This is a genomic window from Halospina sp. K52047b, assembly GCF_008709855.1.
GTDB lineage: Bacteria > Pseudomonadota > Gammaproteobacteria > Pseudomonadales > Oleiphilaceae > Halospina > Halospina utahensis_B.
This window is the reverse complement of sequence record NZ_VYJH01000005.1, coordinates 190,686-215,315: the sequence shown is the minus strand read 5'-3', so window position 1 is coordinate 215,315 and position 24,630 is coordinate 190,686. Positions and strand designations below refer to the sequence as shown.

Genomic DNA, 24,630 nt, shown 5'->3' with positions numbered 1-24,630 from the left:
AAGTCTCATTCCCCGCAATCGTTCTCTCCCTGAACGGACTCCGCTGAAAAACTGCTGACTGATTCAAAGCATTGCCCGCCTGCCTGAGTATGCTGGATACAAGGAAATTCCCTCTCCCGTTTTCGGCTCAGGAGTTTGGCAATTGGCGGACAGAAACCTGAAAACGTCCATGAGTCTGATGATGCTCTGGCTTGCCGGTGTGCCGTCAGCCTGGGCGTCCGGCATGGAGCCCATGAGCAACCGGGAAATGGCTGACGTCCGGGGGCAGGGAGTCGGGATCGTCATGGAGGACTTCCGCTTTGCGCATGGCCATGATCCGGACAACAACCAGACATTCCGGTTGAGCGGCATCACCAACCAGGCCGGAGAGGATGTCGAGGTACTGGTTGATCAGCTTTACATCGGAGGTGCTGGGAGCCAGCGGGGTGAGAGCCTGCAGACGGTCAACCTCGGGCGTCTGACCAACCCCTTCGGGATTGATCTGGTTGATGGTGATGGGATCGGCGGTGATGCAGCTGGTAAGGCGGTGTTTGAATACGCGGCTCCCGAAAAGGTTGCACAGGCTGAGGGCGTCGCCTGTCTGCCAGGTGGGGCGGACACCGGCTGCGTGAGTCGTGCGCCGAATGCGGATCAGAACATCCGGGGCGAACGCATGGATCTTGGTTTCGAGACAACGGTGCACTCTGGTACCGCTGTGGCGAAGTCGGTGAATATCCATGCCGAGAAGGCCGTTGTGGACGGCAGTTACATCCAGCTCTGGGGGGCGACTTCTGATGATAGCCGCCAGCAGCTGCGAGGCCGGATCCAGACCAATTTCTATACGCCGAGCCTGACGGTCAGTGCCTGCGAGCAGGGCGGAACCAGCTGCAACACCGAGATCGCCTTCAATGATTTCATGATGGAGCTGGCCCTGGGTAATGAGCATCAGCCGCTGTTCATGGGCGTACTCGGCGTGGGCCAGGAGGTGATGACTGACGGTGAGGTCGTTGCGGGTCCTGGCAACTTCCGTCTGGAGCTGAAGGCGATCAATGATGCCCGCTCGCCGGACCCCATCAATGAGGCCGGTGACAGCTCCAGCGACGATAACGCCACCTACGATTTCTACAGTGACTACTACACCAACGATGAATACCGCAGCGACATAGAAGTCGGCAGTCTGGAGGTCGGTGGCCAGGACATGGGATCAACCAGGATGAAGGGGATGCTGTTCCAGAAACTGGATGTGACCACGAGGAGCCTGGACTGATATGGCGATTCAGGGAAATAGCATACGCAGGTTCATGGTCACAGCTGTCGTTGCCCTCGGTTGCGCTTCAAACGCTGTGGCCGAGATGGAATCGATGAGTGACCAGGACCTCTCGGGAGTCAGTGGGCAGTATGGGGGCATGTCGCTCTCTGGCGATGTGACGTTCAATGAGTCCGGTGGTCCCCTCAAGGGGGAGGCTGTCGGGTTTGACTGCGGCGAGGGCGAGCGTTGTGGTGCCCGGATTGCCGCCCAGCTGAATCAGGGCGGTGGCTGGATTGTACTGGACGATCTGCAGGGAACCTTCGAGTTCATGGGGCTGACGCTGGCCACTCGGCTGATCAATGGGGACGATACGGGATTCGGGGGCGATGCAGGGGACTTCAACCGGGAAGTCATTGAGATCGGCCTGCCGGAGACAGCCCGTTTTACGGATTTCAGCTACACCATGGCAACCAGTTCAACGGCCCGCCCCGGCGATAGTGATTTCCGTCAGGTTGATCGCCTGACAGTGGAAATGGGGGGCGACATGACTCTGGACGGTAATGCATTGATCTTCCCTACGGAGCCCTGAGCCATGAAGAAACAGGTACTCCATCGCTGGTTTTCTGCAGCAGGGATGGCGCTCTACGCGGCAACGGGCCAGGTGTGTGCCATGGAAGCCATGAACGATGCGGAACTGGCCGGTGTCCAGGGGCAGGCGGGCGTTACCGTCGAAATGGCCCACAAGGCCTCCATGGATCGTTTCAGCTATTTCACCAATGACAACGGGATACATCTGGAGGACATTCGGGTCGGGTCTGCCTCCGATCCTGAAGGTCGGGCGAGAAGGGACTATGAACTCGATCTGCTGAACGATGGCAGCCTTGAGATCGGGCTGGATATACAGGATGAGCGTGTGTCTGTGGGTGGTGTCTCGCTGGATGACAGTGGCGCCCGGAGCATGGGGGCCTTCTGGATGGATCGTGATATGGATGGCTTCTTTCGCATTACTCCTGGTGGTGCGGGTGGCTCTGCTGATGGATACACCTTCAATTTCGATTACGCGTTGAGTAATGGCCGTTTCGGCTATCGCACGAATGGTCATCAGTTGTTTCTCGATGATGTATCCATGAATATCTCAACACCGGAAGGGGCCGGTCATACGCTTGATGTGATCGATGGGGCCATCCAGTACGTGGCGCCGACGGTTGGGGATATCACCATAGGAGCAGTCCGTTACGCTGAACAGTCGACCAACATTCGAGGCGATCAGAGCGCGCTCGCCAGCATGGGGTCTTTTGAAGCCGGTTTCGATTTTATTACGGATTTCGAGATTCGTGGTGGTGGCGGTCGCCAGGGGGCCGAAGGGATACAGGTTAGCGCAGATACTACGCTCAATACCGCAAGCTTTCTTTACAGCACCAACGGTTATGGGCTGCTTTATCAGGGAATATCCGGGGCCTCCAGTGTCCAGGACCTTCGTATCGAAGTAGGGGAGGATTTCACGGAGGAGGGCCGTCAGGGACTGGCCTTTACCCTGAACGGGGACAGTTCCAGGGCGGAAGGCAATCTCAGCATTGATGACATCCGGCTGGGTGTTGATGCCGGAACCCGGGATGGCGGACGCAGCGTCGGTTCCGTGAACTTCAGCTGGCTTTACGAGAACCAGACCATCAATGGGGCGACTTTCGCTAATCAGGTCTACCTGATGGCCGGAGGTCACCCGGATGCGGGCGACGAGGGGATGCGCTTCGCCTCTGAATGGAGCCTTGCGGATGCGGGGCTGACCTGGACGACCAACGGCAGTTCTGTGCTTTTTGACGGGATACAGTCCTGGGGGCGCGGTGATGTGACTGTCAACGTCACGGGCAATGAGGCACTGGGGGGCACGCAGTTCTACAAAGGGCTTCGGGTTGGTTTTGATGGCATTTCCGGCGGCTACCGCATGGATGGGATTCGTGTCGGCTCCGAGGGCTCGGCAGAGGGAGCCGAGGTTCAGGCGGGAGCTGAGCTTCTGAGTGCCCTCGGGGTTTTCCGTTCCTTTGAATTCGGCAATATGGACGGGCAGTACACGCTGACTCCGGGCGGTCCGAATGGCGACGGGATCACCATCAACTCGGACCTCTATATCGAGGATGGCCGTATCGGGTCCCTGACCGAGGCGTCTGGCCAGGGCGTCTGGGCGGACGACCTGTCTTACGAGGGGCACATCCGGGATATGACGCTGGAAGTCGTTCAGAATGGTCTTCGTGTCGTGCAGGGAGAGGCATGGAGCACCATGGATGTGGGCAATCTGCGGGTAGGCGGCGCGGAAGATGGCGCCAGTTTCGGCCGCATCGTCTGGCAGCGCTACGGTCAGGACAGTGAGATGGTGATTACGGGGCCGGAAGGGCAGGAAGGGCTCAAACTGGCCCTTACGAGCATCTTCAGTGAGGCGGTGGGCGATAAGCGTAACCGCTTACTGTGGGAGACTGGCCGGACCACGGATGCGGAGGGCAACCCCCAGAATGGAACCGGGATGCAGTTGGTGCTCGACAACATACACACGTCCGATGGACTGGGTGCCGGCAACAATGATTTCGGGGTCCAGACGGAGTTGTCGGTCGACGTCCGTGAGGCGGATTCCGCTGATGGACTGCAACCGAGCTTCCATGTGAATACCCACACACGGTTCAGGGAGCTCAATGTCGGCCGTGTCAATCTTGTCCACAATGATGGCAGCGGCAACAGTTCCACGGCGACGGCGCTGCAGGGCGTCAGCATCCAGAACATGGATATGGAATCGAACCTGAACGCCACACCCATTCCCTGAGGTGTTCCTTTCCCCTGCTGTGTTGGTTACCTTAGCCGGATCAGGCAAGGAGACCACATGCATCCCTATCCTCTGATCCACCTGCTGGCCGATGGCCAGCTCCATTCCGGTACTGAACTTGCGGAGCGGCTGGGTGTGACCCGGACCGCTGTCTGGAAACAGCTGCGCGGGCTTGAGGAAATCGGTCTGGACGTTGAGTCCGTCCGCGGCAAGGGCTATCGGCTGGCTGAACCGCTGGATCTGCTGTCCCGGGAGTCGATCGAGCCGGCTCTGGCGGGTCTGAAGCCTCAGCCCGAACTGGCGCTGGAGCCAGTCGTTGAATCAACGAACACACTCCTCATGGGCCATTCCGGTTATTCAGGGGTTCCCCGCGTGTGTCTCGCCGAGCAGCAGTTACAGGGGCGCGGTCGCCGGGGGCGGGGGTGGGTCAGTCCCTTCGCCCGCAACCTCTATCTCAGCGTCGGTGTGGAAACCGATGCCGGGCCCGCAGCGGTCCAGGGCGTAACGCTAAGGGCGGGCCTCGGGGCGGTCCGGGCACTGGCGGGGCTTGGTATAGAGGGACTGGGGATCAAGTGGCCCAATGATCTTTGGCTCAATGGCCGCAAGGTGGCGGGCATTCTGACGGAGCTTCAGGGATCGGCCCAGGATGAACTCAGACTCGTGATCGGGCTGGGCCTGAATGTCTATATGACGGAATCGGAAACCGCGATTGACCAGCCCTGGACATCCCTGGCCAAAGAGGGGCAGGTGCCAGAGGGGGGGCGCAACCGTTTGGCTGTTGCATTGATTGAGGGAATCCTGGCCTCGGTGGCCGGTCTCGGGTTCGGGCCGGATCCGGCCGTTCCCGCAGAGTGGGCGCACTATGATGTGTTACGGGGCCGGCAGGTGGCCGTCAGGGGCAGGGATTGTCGAGGCATCGGTGATGGCATTGATGCATCCGGGCAACTTCGGCTGCGGACGGCGGATGGCGAAGTGATACTCCTGAATGCCGGAGAGGTGAGTCTGGAGGTCCCGATTGATTCTGCAGGTTGATGCGGGGAATTCCCGGGTCCACTGGCGCTGTCTTGATATGGACCGCTTGGTCATCGCCCGGGGTGATCAGCCATGGGAGACGATCGGATCCGACGGCATTGCGGGCGTGGACTCTGACAGGCTGGCGTGGCTGGAGTTTGCCTCGGTTGCCGGCGACCGGGCCAATCAACTGAAAGCCAACCTGGTTTCCGGCAACCACGTGCGGGTTATGGAGTTTGCGGCTTCCCGCCGTCAGTGTGGTGTGGTCAATGCGTATAATGATCCCGCCCAGATGGGGGTTGATCGATGGCTGGCGATGCTTGGGGCGTACAGTACCTGGGAGGGCCCGATTACGGTTCTTGATGCCGGAACGGCGATCACCGTTGACCATGTGGACGCTTCGGGTAATCATCAGGGTGGCTATATCCTTCCAGGTGGGGCTCTCATGGCGCAGTCGCTTGGCGCGGGAACCTCGGGGGTGCGCCCGGAAGCGGTTGCCGGTGCCGACACTGCGCCCGGCATAACAACATCCGAGTGTGTTCATCACGGCATAGCCTGGCTCATGCAGGCCCTGGTGGCCCGAAGCGCTGATTACTGGCAGGGTCGTGGCACCATGATCGTGACCGGTGGGGATGCTGCGGCTGCAGCGTCGGGTTTGCCGACGGAGCAGGTTGTAGAGCCGGACCTGGTGTTCCTGGGCATGGATGCGGTCATGGCTGAAGCCGGGGGCAGTCGCTGAAACACGGGAGTCTGGTGTGCGGATTCTTTTCGGGGTACTCGTTATCGCCAATCTGGCCGTCTTTCTGCTGGCCGCACGCCTGCCAGCACCGGAGTCGGGTAATGTGCCCAAGGCCAATATACCAAGGGTGGAACCGATCCGGACCATTGAAGCAGAAGAGGGTGTTGCAAAGCCGCCGCAAAATCCTTAGGATACTGCCCTCGCTGATTGGCGATACACAGCTGGTGTAGCTCAGCAGGCAGAGCAACTGACTTGTAATCAGTAGGTCGGGGGTTCGATTCCCTCCACCAGCTCCAGATCAGCACCGTTTTTAAGCAGAAGGCCTGCGGGTCGGCTGCGAGACGGAGGGGTTCCCGAGTGGTCAAAGGGATCAGACTGTAAATCTGACGCGAGAGCTTCGCAGGTTCGAATCCTGCCCCCTCCACCATATTTTGCGGGTGTCGTATAGTGGCTATTACCTCAGCCTTCCAAGCTGATGACGCGGGTTCGATTCCCGCCACCCGCTCCAGGTTGTCGAGGGCTCATGTAGCTCAGTGGTAGAGCACACCCTTGGTAAGGGTGAGGTCGGCGGTTCAAGTCCGCCCATGAGCTCCAGTTCTAAGGCTGAAGGCTGGCTGTAACATAACGAAGAAAGGCAACGGCGCGGGAGATAGGTCAAGTGTCTAAGGAAAAATTCGAAAGAGATAAGCCGCACATCAACGTGGGCACCATTGGTCACGTGGACCACGGCAAGACGACGCTGACGGCGGCGCTGACGCGCGTGAGTGCGGAAGTGTTCGGCGGTGAGGCGCGTGCGTTTGACCAGATCGACAACGCGCCGGAAGAGAAGAACCGCGGTATCACGATCGCGACCTCGCACGTGGAGTACGGTTCCGAGAGCCGTCACTACGCGCACGTTGACTGCCCCGGCCACGCTGACTATGTGAAGAACATGATCACGGGCGCGGCGCAGATGGACGGCGCGATCCTGGTGGTCTCCGCCGCTGACGGCCCGATGCCGCAGACGCGTGAGCACATCCTGCTGTCACGCCAGGTTGGCGTGCCGCACATCGTGGTGTTCCTCAACAAGGCCGACATGGTTGACGACGAGGAGCTGCTCGAGCTGGTTGAGATGGAAGTGCGGGAGCTGCTGAACGAGTACGACTTCCCGGGCGACGACACGCCGATCGTAACCGGCTCCGCGCTGATGGCGATGGAAGGCAAGGACGACAACGGCTACGGCACCACCGCGGTGGCGAACCTGATCAAGGAAATGGACGCGCACATTCCCGAGCCCGAGCGCGCCATCGATCAGCCGTTCCTGATGCCGATCGAGGACGTGTTCTCGATCTCCGGTCGCGGTACCGTTGTCACCGGCCGTGTTGAGCGCGGTGTGGTCAAGACCGGCTCCGAGGTGGAGATTGTGGGTCTGCGCGAGACGCAGAAGACCGTTTGCACCGGTGTTGAGATGTTCCGCAAGATGCTCGACGAGGGTCGTGCGGGTGAGAACATCGGCGCGCTGCTGCGTGGCACCAAGCGTGACGACGTTGAGCGTGGCCAGGTACTGGCCAAGCCGGGCAGCATTACGCCTCACACCAAGTTCGAGGGCGAGATCTACGTCCTGAGCAAGGACGAGGGTGGTCGTCATACGCCGTTCTTCACCGGCTATCGCCCGCAGTTCTACTTCCGGACCACGGACGTGACCGGCACCTGCGAGCTGCCGGAAGGCGTCGAGATGGTGATGCCGGGTGATAACGTGAAGCTGGTAGCCACGCTGATCGCGCCGATCGCGATGGAAGACGGGCTGCGCTTTGCGGTACGCGAAGGCGGCCGGACTGTCGGCGCAGGCGTGGTGACCAAGATTATCGAGTAATACAAAGTTTCGGTGCAGGCCAGTAGCTCAATTGGCAGAGCAGCGGTCTCCAAAACCGCAGGTTGGGGGTTCGATCCCCTCCTGGCCTGCCATTTATTTCGGCACCCACAAAGTTGAACCCTATGGAATCCAGTTCCAGAGAGGCGACGACCCGCTTTGACACCGCAAAGTGGGTCGTCGTTGTTGCTTTGGTGGCGGCAGGTGTAGCCGGCAACCATTACTACGGGGGCGAGTCCCTTCTTTACCGTACACTGGCGCTGGTGGCGCTGGCGCTTGTTGCCGGCGCTGTTGCGCTGCAGACGGGAAAGGGGCGTCAGCTGGCCCGGGTTATGAGAGAGGCCAAGGTCGAGATCCGCAAGGTGGTCTGGCCGACCCGTCAGGAGCTCCTTCAGACAACGGCCATTGTACTTGGCTTTGTGCTGCTGGTGGCATTGATCCTGTGGGGGATGGATTCTCTGGTGGCGTGGATTGTCTCAAGTTTGATCGGTTAACAGAGAGCGGCACATGGCGAAACGCTGGTACGTGATTCACGCCTATTCCGGCTTCGAAAAGCATGTCATGCGGTCCCTCAGGGAACGGGTGCAGCTCAACAACATGGACGATCTTTTCGGTGAGATTCTCGTGCCCACCGAAGAGGTCGTTGAAATGCGTGAAGGCAAGAAACGCAAGAGCGAGCGCAAGTTCTATCCGGGGTACGTGCTGGTCCAGATGGAGATGACCGACGAGACCTGGCACCTGGTCAAGAGTACTCCCAGGGTTATGGGTTTCATTGGCGGCACACCGGATAAGCCGGCACCGATCAGCGAGAAGGAGGCAGACGCCATTCTTCAGCGTGTCGAAACCGGCGCCGAGCAGCCCAAGCCCAAGACCCTGTTTGAGCCGGGCGAGATTGTCCGTGTCATCGAGGGTCCGTTTGCGGACTTTAATGGCGTGGTTGAGGAAGTCGACTACGACAAGAGCCGTGTCAAAGTAGCGGTTCTGATTTTCGGCCGGTCCACGCCGGTCGAACTGGAATTTGGCCAGGTCGAGAAAGACTGAAGGCCATCTGGAGAAGGGCACGTGGGCCTGTCAGGTGCCACGTGCCTTTCTGTCTCAACGGGGAGCCAGTAAGGCGTTTGAACCCATCAGGAGGTTATCGTGGCTAAGAAAATCGAAGCTTATATCAAGCTGCAGGTCGCCGCGGGCAAGGCCAATCCGAGTCCCCCCGTGGGTCCGGCTCTGGGTCAGCACGGCCTGAACATCATGGAGTTCTGCAAGGCATTCAACGCCGAAACGCAGGACATGGAGCCCGGACTGCCGACACCGGTAGTCATCACGGTCTACAGTGACCGCAGCTTCACCTTTGTCACCAAGACGCCGCCGGCGCCGGTGCTGCTCAAGAAGGCAGCAGGCATCTCTACCGGCTCGGGCAAGCCCAACACCGACAAGGTGGGCAAGGTGACCCGGGAACAGCTGGAAGAGATCGTGAAAGCCAAAGAGCCTGATCTGACGGCCGCTGATATGGACGCTGCAGTGCGTACCATTGCAGGCACGGCACGCAGTATGGGCCTGAATGTGGAGGGGCTCTGAGATGGCAAAACTGAGCAAGCGCCAGAAGCTGATCCGCGACAAGGTTGATCGTACCCGCGCCTACAGCGTGGATGAGGCGGTCGATATCCTGAAGGACCTTGATCAGTATACGAATTTCCAGGAATCCGTGGATCTGGCTGTGAATCTGGGCGTTGATGCCCGGAAATCCGACCAGGTGGTGCGCGGTTCCACTGTTCTCCCCAATGGCACGGGCAAGAGCGTGCGGATTGCCGTTTTCGCCCAGGGCGATAACGCGGACAAGGCGACTGAAGCCGGTGCCGATGTGGTCGGCATGGATGATCTGGCGGAACAGATCAAGGGCGGCGACCTGAACTTTGACGTGGTCATCGCCACGCCGGACGCCATGCGCGTTGTCGGTCAGCTGGGTCAGATCCTGGGTCCCCGCGGTCTGATGCCGAACCCCAAGGTCGGCACGGTGACCGCCGACGTGGAGACCGCTGTTGGCAACGCCAAGGCCGGTCAGGTCCGGTTCCGGACCGACAAGAAGGGTATTGTGCACTGCGGCGTTGGCAACGTCGGCTTCGATGCTCAGGCGATCCGCGAAAACGTGGAAGCGCTGCTGGGCGATCTGAAGAAGCTCAAGCCCTCCACGGCCAAGGGTATCTATCTCAAGAAGGTGACGCTGTCCTCCACTATGGGGCCAGGGCTTACCATTGATCAGTCAACACTGTCCATCTGACAGGTTGCAGAATACCGGGCGCCGTAAGCGGTGCCCGCAGCAAGCTTTGTAGTCTGGGCGTGAGCCGGGCTGTCAAAGACCGCAGGTCCCCGAAGCCATCCGGTACAGGGGTTAAAGCAATGCCTGCGCAGACGGTGTAAGACGTTCTCTCCGAACAAAGACACCGTAAGGGCGCCCTCAGGGGCGTGAGTTGATCGCCGGTTCTGCCGGCACAACCTGAGGAGTAAAACCAGTGGCAATCCAACTCGAAGGCAAAAAGGCGATTGTCGCCGAAGTCAACGAGGCTGCCAGTGGTGCTTTGTCTGTTGTCCTTGCGGACTACCGGGGTGTGGACTCCGGCGATATGACCGCATTGCGCGCCAAGGCCCGTGAACAGAACGTTTATCTGCGTGTGGTTCGTAACACACTCGCCAAGCGTGCTGTCCAGGGAACCGACTTTGAGTGCGTGAGCGAGGTCCTCGCCGGCCCGACCCTGTTTGCATTTTCCATGGAGGATCCGGGTGCGGCTGCGCGCCTGCTCAAGGATTTTTCCAAGGAAAACGACAACTTTGAAATCAAGGCACTGGCCGTAGGTGGCGAGCTGCTGGGTGGCGAGCAGATTGATCGTCTGGCCAAGCTTCCGACGCGTGACGAAGCGCTGTCGCAGCTGGCGGGCACAATCCAGGCTCCGATCACCAAGCTGGCACGGACCTTCAACGAGGTTCCGTCCAAGGTTACCCGCGCGGTAGCTGCAGTTCGTGACCAGAAGAAAGAAGCAGCCTGATTGGTTTTTTATCATTTTTGAATCTGGAGAATAGTCATGGCTCTGTCTAAAGACGATATCCTTAATGCAATCGCTGAAATGAGCGTCATGGAAGTAGTTGAGCTCGTGGAAGCGATGGAAGAGAAATTCGGCGTTTCCGCTCAGGCTGCTGTTGCAGCAGCTCCGGCTGCGGCTGGTGGTGGTGACGAAGGCGGTGCTGCGGAAGAGCAGACCGAATTCGACATCGTCCTGACGTCTGGCGGTGAGAAGAAGGTCAACGTGATCAAGGTTGTTCGCGAACTGACAGGTCTCGGCCTGAAAGAAGCGAAAGCTCTGGTTGACGGCGCACCGGGCAACGTCAAGGAAGGCGCCAGCAAGGAAGAGGCGGACGACGCCAAGGCGAAGCTTGAGGAAGCAGGCGCCACTGTTGAGCTCAAATAACGGCTTCCATAGCCGTCCAGAGCGCTGAACCGCGAATTGGCTGGTGGCGTATGCCGCCGGCCTTTTCGCGTTATATGCAGGTCACCCGGATCCAGGATCCGGGTGCCCGGGCCCGACCCGGGACCCATCCCGGCTGACTGTTCGCAGGCCGGGTACACCAGTTATTGAGTCCGAAGCTGGGGAATGCAGATGACTTACTCCTACACCGAGAAAAAGCGAATCCGCAAAGAGTTTGGCAAGTTGCCGTCCGTCATGGATGTTCCGTTTCTGCTTGCAACGCAGATCGACTCCTACCGGGACTTTCTGCAACTTGAATCCGACGCGGATAATCGCAAGAACACGGGCTTGCATGCCGCGTTTCAGTCCGTTTTCCCGATTACCAGCTACTCGGGGAATGCAGCACTGGAGTATGTCAGCTATCGGCTCGGCGAGCCGGCATTTGACGTCAAGGAATGTCAGCTTCGGGGGGTGACCTACGCGGCACCGCTTCGCGTGAAAGTGCGCCTGGTCATCTATGACAAGGAATCGTCCAACAAGGCCGTGAAGGACATCAAGGAACAGGAAGTCTACATGGGCGAAATGCCCCTGATGACTGAAAACGGCACCTTCGTGGTCAACGGCACTGAGCGGGTGATTGTCTCCCAGCTTCATCGTTCGCCCGGTGTGTTCTTTGATCACGACAAGGGCAAGACCCACTCCTCCGGCAAGCTTCTCTATTCCGCCCGGGTGATTCCCTATCGTGGTTCCTGGCTGGATTTCGAGTTTGATCCCAGGGATTCCGTGTTCGTGCGCATCGACCGCCGGCGTAAGCTTCCGGCCACCATTCTGCTGCGCGCGCTGGGATATACTTCCGAGCAGATTCTGGAGCTGTTCTTCGACAACAGCCGCTTCACGCTCGGCAAGGAATCCTGCCGGCTTGAGCTCGTGCCCAGCCGGCTGCGTGGTGACATCGCAACGTTCGACATCATGGACCAGGAAGGCGGCGTCATTGTTGAGAGTGGCCGCCGGATTACCGCGCGCCACATCCGCCAGCTCGAGAAGGCGGGGGTTACCGAGCTTGAGGTTCCGCGTTCCTATCTCCACGGTCGTGTGGTTGCAAGGGACATGGTGGATGAGAGCACCGGTGAGGTGATTGTTGAGTGCAACACCGAACTCACCGAGGACCACCTGGAAAAGCTTGAGGAAGCGGGCATCCAGACAGTCGACACCATCTACACCAACGACCTCGACTGCGGACCGTTCATTTCCGATACGCTGCGGATTGACCCCTCGCGCAACCAGCTGGAAGCGCTGGTCGAGATCTATCGGATGATGCGTCCGGGGGAGCCGCCGACGAAGGAATCCGCTGAGACGCTGTTCAACAACCTGTTCTTCTCTGAAGAGCGCTATGACCTCTCTGCCGTTGGCCGGATGAAGCTCAACCGCCGTCTTGGACGCGAGGAGCTGGAAGGCTCCGGTGTTCTGGACGAGCAGGATATCGTGGATGTGCTGCGCACCCTCGTGGACATCCGTAACGGTAAGGGTGAAACGGACGACATCGACAACCTGGGCAACCGCCGCATCCGCTGTGTCGGTGAGATGGCCGAGAACCAGTTCCGTGTTGGCCTGGTGCGGGTCGAGCGCGCGGTGCGCGAGCGCCTGAGCCTGGCCGAAAGCGAAGGCCTGATGCCCCAGGACCTGATCAATGCCAAGCCGGTGGGGGCGGCAATCAAGGAGTTCTTCGGCTCCAGCCAGCTGTCCCAGTTCATGGACCAGAACAACCCGCTGTCCGAGGTGACTCACAAGCGCCGCGTTTCGGCACTTGGCCCGGGTGGTCTCACCCGTGAGCGGGCCGGCTTTGAGGTCCGGGACGTACACCCGACCCACTATGGCCGTGTCTGCCCGATCGAGACACCGGAAGGTCCGAACATCGGTCTGATCAATTCGCTGGCCACCTATACCCAGACCAACAAGTACGGCTTCCTGGAAAGCCCGTACCGCAAGGTTATCGACGGCCAGGTGACGGACGAGATCGTGTATCTGTCCGCGATCGAGGAGAGCAATTACATCATCGCCCAGGCCAGCGCCAAGCTGGATGACAGCGGCAAGCTCTCCGATGAGCTGGTTACGGTGCGGCATAAGAATGAATTCACCGTCATGCCGCCGGAGAAGGTCAACTTCATGGACGTCTCTCCGCGGCAGGTTGTGTCCGTTGCCGCCGCGATGATTCCGTTCCTGGAGCATGACGACGCCAACCGCGCCCTGATGGGGTCGAACATGCAGCGTCAGGCGGTTCCCACCCTGCGCGCGGATAAGCCGCTTGTGGGCACCGGCATGGAACGCACCGTGGCGAAAGACTCCGGTGTCTGTGTGACGGCTGAGCGTGGTGGCGTGATCGAAAGCGTCGACGCTTCCCGTGTCGTGGTCCGTGTTCGCGACGACGAGACCAGTGCCGGTGACGCGGGCGTTGATATCTACAACCTGGTGAAGTACACCCGTTCGAACCAGAACACCTGCAGCAACCAGCGGCCCATTGTGAACCGTGGTGATGAGGTTGAACGTGGCGATACGCTGGCCGATGGTCCGTCCGTGGATCTGGGCGAGCTGGCACTGGGCCAGAACATGCGCATCGCCTTCATGCCGTGGAACGGCTACAACTTCGAGGACTCCATCCTCATTTCCGAGCGCGTGGCTCAGGAAGACCGCCTGACCACCATCCACATCCAGGAGCTTACCTGTGTAGCCCGCGATACCAAGCTGGGCTCCGAGGAGATCAGCGCGGATATCCCGAACGTGGGTGAGCAGGCGCTGTCCAAGCTGGACGAATCCGGCATCGTATACATCGGTGCCGAAGTGGATGCTGGCGATATCCTGGTCGGCAAGGTCACGCCCAAGGGCGAGACGCAGCTCACACCGGAGGAAAAGCTCCTGCGCGCCATCTTTGGCGAGAAGGCATCCGACGTGAAGGACACCTCGCTGCGGATGCCCACCGGCAAGCGCGGTACCGTGATTGACGTCCAGGTCTTTACCCGCGACGGTGTCGAGAAGGACCAGCGTGCTCTGTCCATCGAGCAGGATGAGCTGAATGCCTTCCGGAAGGACCTGAAGGAAGAGTATCGCATCGTTGAGACGGCCACGTTTGAGCGTCTGACCAGTGCACTGGAGGGACAGACAGCCATCACCGGCCCGGGTGTGAAGAAAGGGGACATCCTGAGCGCGGATTACCTCAGCCAGCTCAGTTCCGACGATTGGTTCAAGCTGCGCATGCAGGACGATTCCCTGAATGACCTGCTGGAACGCGCCCAGGAACAGCTTGAAGAGCGGCGCCAGGATCAGGAGCAGCGCTTTGAGGTCAAGAAGGAGAAGATCCAGCAGGGTGACGACCTGGCCCCGGGCGTACTCAAGATCGTGAAGGTCTATATGGCGGTCAAGAGTCGCATCCAGGCGGGTGACAAGATGGCCGGCCGCCACGGTAACAAGGGTGTGATCTCCGCGATCATGCCGACTGAGGACATGCCCTTCGATGAGCAGGGCGAGCCGGTGGATGTGGTTCTGAACCCGCTGGGTGTGCCCTCCCGGATGAACGTCGGGCAGGTGCTTGAGACCCATCTGGGCGCGGCTGCGCGCGGGCTGGGTGACAAGATCAACACCATGCTCGAGCAGCAGAAGAAAGTGGGCGAGATCCGGAAGTTCCTCGACGAGGTCTATAACGGTACCGACACACCGGAAGTCAAGCTCGATGAATTGAGTGACGACGAGATCATCACCATGGCCAACAACCTGCGTGGTGGCGTACCAATGGGTACAGCGGTGTTTGACGGTGCCAACGAGGCCGAGATCAAGAAGATGCTTGAGCTCGCGGACATGGATACCAGCGGCCAGATCAAGCTGTTCGATGGCCGCACCGGTGACGGCTTCGACCGGCCGGTGACCGTGGGCTACATGTACATGCTCAAGCTCAACCATCTGGTTGAGGACAAGATGCACGCCCGTGCGACCGGTTCCTACAGTCTGGTGACCCAGCAGCCGCTGGGCGGTAAGGCGCAGTTCGGTGGCCAGCGCTTCGGGGAGATGGAGGTCTGGGCCCTGGAAGCCTATGGCGCCGCCTACACCCTGCAGGAAATGCTGACCGTGAAGTCCGACGACGTGAACGGCCGCACCAAGATGTACAAGAACATTGTCGATGGTGACCATCGTATGGAGCCGGGCATGCCCGAATCCTTCAATGTTCTGGTCAAGGAAATCCGGTCGCTCGGCCTCGATATCGATCTCGAGACGGACTGACCCGAAACCTGTTTGGCAGCGACGGCGGTGGCACAGCGCCACCGCCAGTGATTAACGCTCCGGAGCCAATATTATGAAAGACCTGCTCAACCTGCTGAAGAACCAGAATCAGAAACAGGAATTCGATTCCATCCGGATTGGCCTCGCTTCTCCGGAAATGATCCGTTCCTGGTCCTTTGGGGAAGTCAAGAAACCGGAAACGATCAACTACCGGACCTTCAAGCCGGAACGCGACGGGCTGTTCTGTGCCAAGATCTTCGGGCCGGTCAAGGACTACGAGTGCCTGTGCGGCAAGTACAAGCGCCTGAAGCATCGTGGTGTGATCTGTGAGAAGTGCGGTGTCGAGGTTGCCCTGGCAAGCGTTCGCCGTGAACGCATGGGCCATATCGAGCTGGCGAGCCCCGTGGCTCACATCTGGTTCCTGAAGTCCCTGCCGTCGCGCATTGGGCTCCTGCTGGATATGACCCTGCGCGATATCGAGCGCGTTCTGTACTTCGAATCCTTCATCGTCATCGAGCCGGGCATGACCACGCTGGAACGCGGTCAGCTGCTCAACGACGAGCAGTACTACGAGGCACTCGAGGAATTCGGTGACGAGTTCGATGCCCGCATGGGCGCGGAAGCCGTCAAGGAAATGCTGGGCGATATCGATCTGGGCGAAGAGATTGAACAGCTGCGGGAGGCCATCCCGCAGACCGCTTCCGAAACGAAGATCAAGAAGCTCTCCAAGCGCCTGAAGCTGATGGAGGCGTTCTACTACTCCGGGAACAACCCGCAGTGGATGATCATGGAAGTGCTGCCGGTGCTGCCGCCGGACCTGCGTCCGCTGGTTCCGCTGGATGGCGGCCGCTTTGCCACCTCCGACCTGAACGATCTCTATCGCCGGGTGATCAACCGTAACAACCGCCTCAAGCGTCTGCTTGAGCTCAATGCGCCGGATATCATCGTGCGCAACGAGAAACGGATGCTGCAGGAGTCCGTGGACGCGCTGCTGGACAACGGCCGTCGTGGCCGGGCCATTACCGGTTCCAACAAGCGCCCGCTCAAGTCCCTCGCGGACATGATCAAGGGCAAGCAGGGCCGTTTCCGTCAGAACCTGCTGGGCAAGCGTGTGGACTATTCCGGTCGTTCCGTGATCGTGGTCGGTCCGTACCTCAAGCTCCACCAGTGCGGTATCCCGAAAAAGATGGCGCTGGAGCTGTTCAAGCCGTTCATCTTCTCCAAGCTCGAGCATCGCGGCCACGCCACCACCATCAAGGCGGCCAAGAAGATGGTTGAGCGTGAGGAAGGCCTGGTCTGGGACATTCTGGAAGAGGTCATCCGGGAGCACCCAGTCCTGCTGAACCGCGCACCGACGCTTCACCGTCTGGGCATCCAGGCGTTTGAGCCGGTGCTCATCGAAGGCAAGGCCATCCAGCTTCACCCGCTGGTCTGCGCGCCCTATAACGCGGACTTTGACGGTGACCAGATGGCGGTTCACCTGCCGCTGACGCTGGAATCCCAGCTTGAGGCGCGGGCACTGATGATGTCCACCAATAACGTGCTGTCGCCGGCCAACGGCGAGCCCATCATCGTGCCTTCCCAGGACGTGGTTCTGGGCCTGTACTACATGACGCGCGAGCGTCTCCGTGCCGCGGGTGAAGGTCGCATCTTCGGTGACCTCGACGAGGTCGAGCGCGCCTTTGGCGCCGGTGAGGTAGATCTGCAGGCGAAGGTCCGCGTGCGTGTCACCGAGGTTGATCTCGATGACGAGACCGGTGAGCGTCACGTACAGACCAGCATTCAGGACACCACTGTGGGTCGGGCGATGCTGTACAACATCACGCCGGAGGGGCTGCCGTTCAGCCTGGTCAATCAGGCCATGGCCAAGAAGCAGATCTCGAAGCTGATCAACGCCTGTTACCGCGAAGTAGGCCTTAAGGAAACGGTGGTCTTTGCCGACCAGCTGATGTACACCGGTTTCCACTATTCCACCGTCTCCGGCTGCTCCATCGGCGTGAACGACTTTGAGGTCCCTGACGAAAAGTACACGCTGATTGAGGAAGCCGAATCCGAGGTCATGGAGATCGAGCAGCAGTTCGCTTCCGGTCTCCTGACTCAGGGCGAGAAGTACAACAAGGTGATCGACATCTGGGCCCGGGCCAACGACCAGGTCTCAAACGCCATGATGGACCGCCTGAGCAAGGAGCAGGTCATCACGCCTGAGGGCGAAGTGGCGAAGGATGAGAACGGCGAGGAGCTGACCCAGGAGTCGTTCAACTCGGTCTACATCATGGCCGACTCGGGCGCCCGTGGCTCTCCTGCGCAGATCCGGCAGCTTTCCGGTATGCGCGGTCTGATGGCCAAGCCGGATGGTTCGATCATCGAGACTCCCATCACGGCTAACTTCCGTGAGGGTCTGAACGTACTGCAGTACTTCATTTCGACCCACGGTGCACGTAAGGGTCTGGCGGATACGGCCCTGAAAACAGCCAACTCCGGTTACCTGACCCGCCGTCTGGTGGATGTCTCCCAGGATCTGGTCGTGACCGAGGAAGATTGCGATACGGATGACGGCATCCTGATGACGCCGCTGGTTGAAGGCGGTGACGTGGTTGTACCGCTGGGCGACCGGGTCCTTGGTCGTGTGACCGCGAAGGACGTATTCACCCCGGGTGATAAGAAGAACCCGGTGGTCGAGGCCGGTACCCTGCTGGACGAGAAGCTGGTTGACAAGGTTGAGCGTGCTGGCGTGGACGAGGTATGGGTCCGCTCGGCGATCACCTGTCACACGCGTTATGGCATCTGCTCGAAGTGCTACGGTCGCGATCTGGCGCGCGGGCATCAGGTCAACGTGGGCGAAGCCGTTGGCGTCATGGGCGCGCAGTCGATCGGCGAGCCGGGTACCCAGCTGACGATGCGTACCTTCCATATCGGTGGTGCGGCAAGTCGGGCTTCCGCTACGGACAACATTCAGGTCAAGCACGGTGGCAAGGTCCGTCTGCACAACCTGAAGTCCATCGAGAAGAGTGACGGCACCCAGGTGGTGGTTACCCGTTCCTCCGCTCTGGCGATTGCGGACGAACACGGGCGTGAACGTGAGTGGTACAAGCTGCCCTATGGCGCTGTCCTTGAGGTGAGCGAAGGGGCAGAGGTGGAAGCCGGTACAGTGGCGGCGAAGTGGGATCCCCACACGCACCCCGTTATCGCCGAAGCAGAGGGCAAGGTGCGCCTGCTCAACATTGAAGAAAACATCACGGTCCGCACCCAGACTGATGAGCTCACCGGCCTGTCGACCATCGAGGTGATGGATCCCAACGATCGGCCGGCCTCCGGTAAGGATCTGCGGCCGGCTGTGGAAGTGGTAGACGGCAACGGTGAGCCGGTCACCCTGGCGGGTGGTTCGCCGGCGCATTATTCGCTGCCGGCCAACGCGCTGGTAACGCTGCGCGAAGGCGATACCATGGAAATGGGCGACGTCATTGCCCGGATACCGCAGGAAACCACCGGCACACGCGACATCACCGGTGGTTTGCCGCGGGTCGCGGACCTGTTCGAAGCGCGCAAACCCAAGGATCCGGCTATTTTGGCCGAGGTCAGCGGTGTTGTTTCCTTCGGCAAGGAAACCAAGGGCAAGAAGCGGCTGGTCATCACACCGAAGGACGGCGACCCCTACGAAACGCTGATTCCGAAGTGGCGTCAGCTGAACGTCTTTGAGGGTGAAACCGTGGAGCAGGGCGAGGTCATTTCCGATGGTCCGTCCAACCCGCACGACATCCTGCGGCTGCTGGGGATCACCGAGCTGGCGAAGTACATCACCAACGAGATCCAGGATGTGTACCGTCTGCAGGGCGTGGGCCTGAACGACAAGCACATCGAGGTGATCTGCCGGCAGATGCTGCGCAAGGTTGAGATCCAGGATTCCGGTGACACCCGTTTCATCGCCGGTGACCAGGTTGAGTACACCCATGTGATGGAAGAGAACGAGCGGATGGAAGCCGAAGGCAAGATGCCGGCGAAGTTCCAGCGTGAACTGCTGGGCATCACGAAGGCTTCGCTGGCAACCGACTCCTTCATTTCCGCGGCGTCCTTCCAGGAGACGACGCGGGTACTGACCGAAGGTGCGGTTACCGGCAAGCGCGACTACCTGCGCGGTCTCAAGGAGAACGTTGTGGTCGGTCGCCTGATCCCGGCGGGTACCGGTCTGGCGTACCACGAGGAGCGCCGCCGTCGCCGCGAGGAGGCAGAGCAGCAGGTCAGCGCCGACGATGTTGTCGAGGCACTGAGTGCAGAGCTCAATAAGTAACCAGTTATCTTGACTGGAAGAGGGCTCGCACTTAAACTTGCGGCCCTCGCTGAACCGCCCAGACAGGGCGAAAACCGTCTGAAAACCGGAGTTAGTCTAGATGGCAACCATTAACCAGTTGGTTCGAAAGCCGCGTAAGCGCCGGGCTGCGAAAACCGACGTACCGGCGTTGCAGGCCTGCCCGCAGCGTCGTGGCGTCTGTACCCGTGTCTACACCACGACCCCGAAGAAGCCGAACTCGGCCCTTCGTAAGGTCTGTCGTGTGCGGCTGACGAACGGCTACGAGGTGGCATCCTACATCGGCGGTGAAGGCCACAACCTGCAGGAGCACAGTGTGGTCCTGATTCGTGGTGGCCGGGTCAAGGACCTGCCGGGTGTGCGCTATCACACCGTGCGAGGCACGCTTGACACCCAGGGTGTACAGGATCGTCGCCAGGGCCGTTCCAAGTACGGTACCAAGCGTCCGAAGTCCTGATCGGGATTTCGGTTTCAACAACAGTGATTCAGCAGGCTTTCTTTTATCGCCGGCAGTCGGTCGCTACGGATCGTCGGTGCCGATAAGAGTAAGGCCGGGTGGCGTCAGTGGGCGCATCATTCCGGAGCAACCTGAAGACCTGACAACTTTTACCTGAGGGCTTATCGATGCCAAGAAGACGCATTGCAACGAAGCGGGAGATCATCCCGGATCCGAAGTTCAACAGTGAACGACTGGCCAAGTTCATCAACCATGTGATGGAACATGGCAAGAAAGCGGTCGCCGAGCGTATTGTGTACGGCGCGCTGGACATTGTTGCGGAAAAGACCAACCAGGAGCCGCTCGAAGTTTTCGAGACCGCCCTGGAGAATATCCAGCCCATGGTCGAGGTGAAGTCCCGCCGTGTTGGTGGTGCGACCTACCAGGTTCCGGTTGAGGTAAGGCCGTCACGCCAGGTGGCGCTGGCCATGCGCTGGCTGGTGGATTTCTCCCGGAAGCGGGGCGAAAAGTCCATGGTTCAGCGCCTCGCGGGCGAAATCCTTGATGCGGCCGGCAGCAAGGGTGCCGCGGTCAAGAAACGGGAAGACGTGCACCGTATGGCCGAGGCCAACAAAGCCTTCTCCCATTACCGCTTCTAATCGACCGAGGTATCTGACGTGGCACGTAAAACACCGATCAAAAGTTACCGCAATATCGGCATCTGCGCCCACGTGGACGCCGGTAAGACAACCGCAACCGAGCGGATCCTGTATTACACCGGTCGCAGCCACAAGATGGGTGAGACGCACGACGGTGCATCCACAACCGACTGGATGTCCCAGGAGCAGGAACGCGGGATTACCATTACCTCTGCGGCCGTAACCGCCTTCTGGCGTGGTATGGACCAGCAGTATAATGAGCACCGGATCAACATCATCGATACCCCCGGGCACGTTGATTTCACCATCGAGGTGGAGCGTTCCCTTCGGGTGCTCGACGGTGCTGTGGTGGTCTTCTGTGGCACCTCCGGCGTCGAGCCCCAGTCCGAGACGGTCTGGCGCCAGGCGGATAAGTATCACGTCCCGCGGCTGGTCTTCGTCAACAAGATGGACCGTGCCGGTGCGAACTTCTCCCGCGTCGTGGATCAGATCCGCGAGCGGCTGGGTTCCAGTACAGTACCGATTCAGCTGCCGATCGGCGCCGAGGACAACTTCCAGGGCGTGATCGACCTCATGCGGATGAAGGCGATCTACTGGAATGAAGCCGACCAGGGGATGACCTACGAGCAGACCGAGATCCCGGACGAGCTCAAGGAAGAAGCAGAGGCCGCGCGTGAGGCCATGGTTGAGGCGGCTGCCGAGGCCAATGAAGAGCTCATGGAGACCTATCTCGAGAAGGGTGAGCTCAGCGATGACGAGATCAAGAAGGGTCTGCGTACGCGCTGTCTCGAGAATGACATCGTGCTTGCGACCTGCGGTTCGGCATTTAAGAACAAGGGCATCCAGGCGCTGCTCGACAACGTTCTGGAATTCCTGCCGGCACCGGATGAGGTCAGGGCGATTACCGGCGTGGTCGATGACGACGGCACAGAGGAAACGCGTTCGGCCGACGACGATGCGCCGTTTGCGGCACTGGCGTTCAAGATCGCGACCGACCCGTTCATGGGCACGCTGACGTTCTTCCGTGTCTACTCCGGCAAGCTGGAAACCGGCACTGCCATCTACAACGCCAGCAAGCAGAAGAAAGAGCGTGTGGGCCGGATGGTCCAGATGCACGCCAATGACCGCGAAGAGATCAAGGAAGTGTTCTCCGGTGATATTGCGGCTGCCATTGGCCTCAAGAACATCACCACTGGTGACACGCTGTGCGATGAGAAGCACAAGATCGAACTTGAGCGCATGGAGTTCCCGGAGCCGGTTATCTCGGTTGCGGTTGAGCCCAAGTCCAAGGCTGAACAGGAGAAGATGGGGACGGCTCTGGGCAAGCTGGCTCAGGAGGATCCGTCTTTCCGCGTCTATACCGACGAGGAGTCCGGTCAGACCATCATCTCCGGCATGGGCGAGCTCCATCTCGACGTAATCGTCGACCGCCTCAAGCGCGAGTTCAAGGTCGAGGCGAACATCGGTAAGCCGCAGGTGGCCTACCGTGAGTGCATCCGCAAGCCGGTTGAGGTGGAAGGCAAGTTCGTCCGCCAGTCCGGTGGTCGCGGTCAGTATGGCCACGTCTGGATCAAGCTGGAGCCGCTGCCTCTGGATGACGAGGATTCCCCCACGTTCCTGTTTGAGAACAAGATCGTTGGTGGTGTGGTTCCCAAGGAATACGTTCCCGCCGTGCAGCAGGGTATCGAGCAGCAGATGCAGACCGGTGTTCTCGCCGGCTATCCCATCCTCGGTGTCAAGGCGACCCTGTTTGATGGCTCGTATCACGATGTGGACTCCAACGAGATGGCGTTCAAGGTCGCCGGTTCCATGGCGATGAAGCAGGGTGCACTGGATGCATCGCCCGCGCTGCTTGAGCCCATCATGAAAGTTGAGGTTGTGACGCCCGAGGAGTTCATGGGGGACGTTGTAGGCGACCTGAACCGTCGCCGTGGTCTGGTCCAGGGCATGGAGGATACTCCGGCAGGTAAGGTGATCCGCGCCGAGGTACCGCTTTCCGAGATGTTCGGCTATGCGACGGACCTGCGTTCCGCGACCCAGGGGCGCGCCTCTTACGTGATGGAGTTCCACAATTACGGGGAAGCGCCGACCAGCATCGCGCAAGAGATCATGAACAAGAACTGATTGAAACGACAGAACAGAGCGAAGAGGTGAATCGTGTCTAAGGAAAAATTCGAAAGAGATAAGCCGCACATCAACGTGGGCACCATTGGTCACGTGGACCACGGCAAGACGACGCTGACGGCGGCGCTGACGCGCGTGAGTGCGGAAGTGTTCGGCGGTGAGGCGCGTGCGTTTGACCAGATCGACAACGCGCCGGAAGAGAAGAACCGCGGTATCACGATCGCGACCTCGCACGTGGAGTACGGTTCCGAGAGCCGTCACTACGCGCACGTTGACTGCCCCGGCCACGCTGACTATGTGAAGAACATGATCACGGGCGCGGCGCAGATGGACGGCGCGATCCTGGTGGTCTCCGCCGCTGACGGCCCGATGCCGCAGACGCGTGAGCACATCCTGCTGTCACGCCAGGTTGGCGTGCCGCACATCGTGGTGTTCCTCAACAAGGCCGACATGGTCGACGACGAGGAGCTGCTCGAGCTGGTTGAGATGGAAGTGCGGGAGCTGCTGAACGAGTACGACTTCCCGGGCGACGACACGCCGATCGTAACCGGCTCCGCGCTGATGGCGATGGAAGGCAAGGACGACAACGGTTACGGCACCACCGCGGTGGCGAACCTGATCAAGGAAATGGACGCGCACATTCCCGAGCCCGAGCGCGCCATCGATCAGCCGTTCCTGATGCCGATCGAGGACGTGTTCTCGATCTCCGGTCGCGGTACCGTTGTCACCGGCCGTGTTGAGCGCGGTGTGGTCAAGACCGGCTCCGAGGTGGAGATTGTGGGTCTGCGCGAGACGCAGAAGACCGTTTGCACCGGTGTTGAGATGTTCCGCAAGATGCTCGACGAGGGTCGTGCGGGTGAGAACATCGGCGCGCTGCTGCGTGGCACCAAGCGTGACGACGTTGAGCGTGGCCAGGTACTGGCCAAGCCGGGCAGCATCACGCCTCACACCAAGTTCGAGGGCGAGATCTACGTCCTGAGCAAGGACGAGGGTGGTCGTCATACGCCGTTCTTCACCGGCTATCGCCCGCAGTTCTACTTCCGGACCACGGACGTGACCGGCACCTGCGAGCTGCCGGAAGGCGTCGAGATGGTGATGCCGGGTGATAACGTGAAGCTGGTAGCCACGCTGATCGCGCCGATCGCGATGGAAGACGGGCTGCGCTTTGCGGTACGCGAAGGCGGCCGGACTGTCGGCGCAGGCGTGGTGACCAAGATTATCGAGTAATCGGTACCGCGCCCTGGAAAAAGGGGTTGCCGTCGCGCAGCCCCTTTTTTGGTTTCAGGGTCCATCCCTGTAACGGATTCTCTGAAGCAGTCCGTAGGTTGACGCCGTCGCGCATGCGCCCTATAATGCGCATCCTTTTTACGGGTCGGCTTATACGAGCTGCCAACAACGATTGGAGTTTGGTGCAACATGCAGAGCCAAAAAATCAGAATCCGGTTGAAGGCGTTTGATTACCGCCTGATCGATCAGTCCACCCAGGAAATTGTCGATACGGCAAAGCGGACTGGTGCTCAGGTTCGGGGTCCTATTCCTCTGCCGACCCGGAAAGAGAAGTACACCATCCTGATCTCGCCGCACGTCAATAAGGACGCGCGTGATCAGTATGAGATCCGGACGCACAAGCGCCTTCTGGATATCGTTGAGCCTACCGAAAAGACAGTCGATGCTCTGATGAAGCTCGATCTCGCCGCCGGAGTGGATGTGCAGATCAGCCTGGGTTAACCCTTTAGTTAACCCCTCAGAGTGTA

At 59.9% G+C, this 24,630-nt stretch carries 19 protein-coding genes and 5 tRNA genes; all 24 read left to right on the top strand.

Annotated features, from left to right (window positions below):
• The first annotated feature begins 142 nt into the window (after positions 1-142).
• The 24 genes from F3089_RS08910 (at position 143) to rpsJ (ending at position 24,604) form a co-directional block, all read left to right on the top strand.
• A complete protein-coding gene (locus F3089_RS08910; protein ID WP_151440464.1) occupies positions 143-1,246 on the top strand; it encodes a hypothetical protein in 1,104 nt (367 codons plus the stop codon).
• A 94-nt stretch (positions 1,247-1,340) separates the two neighbouring features.
• Positions 1,341-1,817: a hypothetical protein gene (locus tag F3089_RS08905; protein WP_202405714.1), complete on the top strand. Its 477-nt coding sequence runs from the start codon at positions 1,341-1,343 to the stop codon at positions 1,815-1,817.
• A gap of 3 nt (positions 1,818-1,820) precedes the next feature.
• On the top strand, positions 1,821-4,037 hold the full coding sequence (locus F3089_RS08900; RefSeq protein WP_151440462.1) for a DUF6160 family protein: 2,217 nt from the start codon (positions 1,821-1,823) through the stop codon (positions 4,035-4,037).
• 57 nt (positions 4,038-4,094) lie between these two features.
• Positions 4,095-5,069 (top strand): biotin--[acetyl-CoA-carboxylase] ligase, encoded by a 975-nt coding sequence (locus F3089_RS08895; protein ID WP_151440461.1) that lies wholly within the window; start codon positions 4,095-4,097, stop codon positions 5,067-5,069.
• Positions 5,053-5,787 (top strand): type III pantothenate kinase, encoded by a 735-nt coding sequence (locus F3089_RS08890; RefSeq protein WP_151440460.1) that lies wholly within the window; start codon positions 5,053-5,055, stop codon positions 5,785-5,787. The genes F3089_RS08895 and F3089_RS08890 overlap by 17 nt, the downstream gene beginning before the upstream one ends.
• Before the next feature lie 220 nt (positions 5,788-6,007).
• A tRNA-Thr gene (locus F3089_RS08885) sits at positions 6,008-6,083 on the top strand.
• Between the two features lie 47 nt (positions 6,084-6,130).
• Positions 6,131-6,214: transfer RNA gene (locus F3089_RS08880), tRNA-Tyr, on the top strand.
• A 6-nt stretch (positions 6,215-6,220) separates the two neighbouring features.
• Positions 6,221-6,295, top strand: a tRNA-Gly gene (locus F3089_RS08875).
• An 11-nt stretch (positions 6,296-6,306) separates the two neighbouring features.
• A tRNA-Thr gene (locus tag F3089_RS08870) sits at positions 6,307-6,381 on the top strand.
• A 64-nt stretch (positions 6,382-6,445) separates the two neighbouring features.
• Complete coding sequence (gene tuf, locus F3089_RS08865; protein ID WP_077528630.1) at positions 6,446-7,639, top strand: elongation factor Tu; 1,194 nt, start codon at positions 6,446-6,448, stop codon at positions 7,637-7,639.
• A gap of 16 nt (positions 7,640-7,655) precedes the next feature.
• Positions 7,656-7,731 (top strand) — tRNA-Trp (locus F3089_RS08860).
• A gap of 30 nt (positions 7,732-7,761) precedes the next feature.
• On the top strand, positions 7,762-8,130 hold the full coding sequence (gene secE, locus F3089_RS08855) for a preprotein translocase subunit SecE (protein ID WP_077529300.1): 369 nt from the start codon (positions 7,762-7,764) through the stop codon (positions 8,128-8,130).
• Between the two features lie 13 nt (positions 8,131-8,143).
• Positions 8,144-8,677, top strand: coding sequence for a transcription termination/antitermination protein NusG (nusG, locus tag F3089_RS08850; protein ID WP_077529299.1), 534 nt, complete (start codon positions 8,144-8,146; stop codon positions 8,675-8,677).
• A 99-nt stretch (positions 8,678-8,776) separates the two neighbouring features.
• Positions 8,777-9,208, top strand: a complete 432-nt coding sequence (rplK, locus tag F3089_RS08845; protein ID WP_077529298.1) for a 50S ribosomal protein L11 — start codon at positions 8,777-8,779, stop codon at positions 9,206-9,208.
• Position 9,209: 1 nt separating this feature from the next.
• The gene (rplA, locus tag F3089_RS08840; protein WP_151440459.1) at positions 9,210-9,908 is read left to right on the top strand and encodes a 50S ribosomal protein L1; all 699 of its coding nucleotides are present in this window, start codon (positions 9,210-9,212) and stop codon (positions 9,906-9,908) included.
• Between the two features lie 232 nt (positions 9,909-10,140).
• A complete protein-coding gene (gene rplJ / locus F3089_RS08835) occupies positions 10,141-10,671 on the top strand; it encodes a 50S ribosomal protein L10 (protein ID WP_077529296.1) in 531 nt (176 codons plus the stop codon).
• A 36-nt stretch (positions 10,672-10,707) separates the two neighbouring features.
• Positions 10,708-11,091 carry a 50S ribosomal protein L7/L12 gene (gene rplL / locus F3089_RS08830; protein ID WP_095618803.1) on the top strand — a complete coding sequence of 128 codons (384 nt, stop codon included), beginning with the start codon at positions 10,708-10,710 and terminating at the stop codon, positions 11,089-11,091.
• Positions 11,092-11,280: 189 nt separating this feature from the next.
• Positions 11,281-15,354: a DNA-directed RNA polymerase subunit beta gene (rpoB, locus tag F3089_RS08825; protein ID WP_151440458.1), complete on the top strand. Its 4,074-nt coding sequence runs from the start codon at positions 11,281-11,283 to the stop codon at positions 15,352-15,354.
• A 73-nt stretch (positions 15,355-15,427) separates the two neighbouring features.
• Complete coding sequence (gene rpoC / locus F3089_RS08820; protein ID WP_151440457.1) at positions 15,428-19,639, top strand: DNA-directed RNA polymerase subunit beta'; 4,212 nt, start codon at positions 15,428-15,430, stop codon at positions 19,637-19,639.
• 100 nt (positions 19,640-19,739) lie between these two features.
• The gene (gene rpsL, locus F3089_RS08815) at positions 19,740-20,114 is read left to right on the top strand and encodes a 30S ribosomal protein S12 (protein ID WP_151440456.1); all 375 of its coding nucleotides are present in this window, start codon (positions 19,740-19,742) and stop codon (positions 20,112-20,114) included.
• 167 nt (positions 20,115-20,281) lie between these two features.
• Entirely contained in the window at positions 20,282-20,752 is a 471-nt protein-coding gene (gene rpsG / locus F3089_RS08810; RefSeq protein ID WP_151440455.1) for a 30S ribosomal protein S7, read from the top strand.
• An 18-nt stretch (positions 20,753-20,770) separates the two neighbouring features.
• Positions 20,771-22,876 carry an elongation factor G gene (gene fusA, locus F3089_RS08805; protein WP_151440454.1) on the top strand — a complete coding sequence of 702 codons (2,106 nt, stop codon included), beginning with the start codon at positions 20,771-20,773 and terminating at the stop codon, positions 22,874-22,876.
• A gap of 33 nt (positions 22,877-22,909) precedes the next feature.
• Entirely contained in the window at positions 22,910-24,103 is a 1,194-nt protein-coding gene (gene tuf, locus F3089_RS08800; protein WP_077528630.1) for an elongation factor Tu, read from the top strand.
• 189 nt (positions 24,104-24,292) lie between these two features.
• Positions 24,293-24,604: a 30S ribosomal protein S10 gene (gene rpsJ / locus F3089_RS08795; RefSeq protein ID WP_077529290.1), complete on the top strand. Its 312-nt coding sequence runs from the start codon at positions 24,293-24,295 to the stop codon at positions 24,602-24,604.
• Positions 24,605-24,630 lie beyond the last annotated feature (26 nt).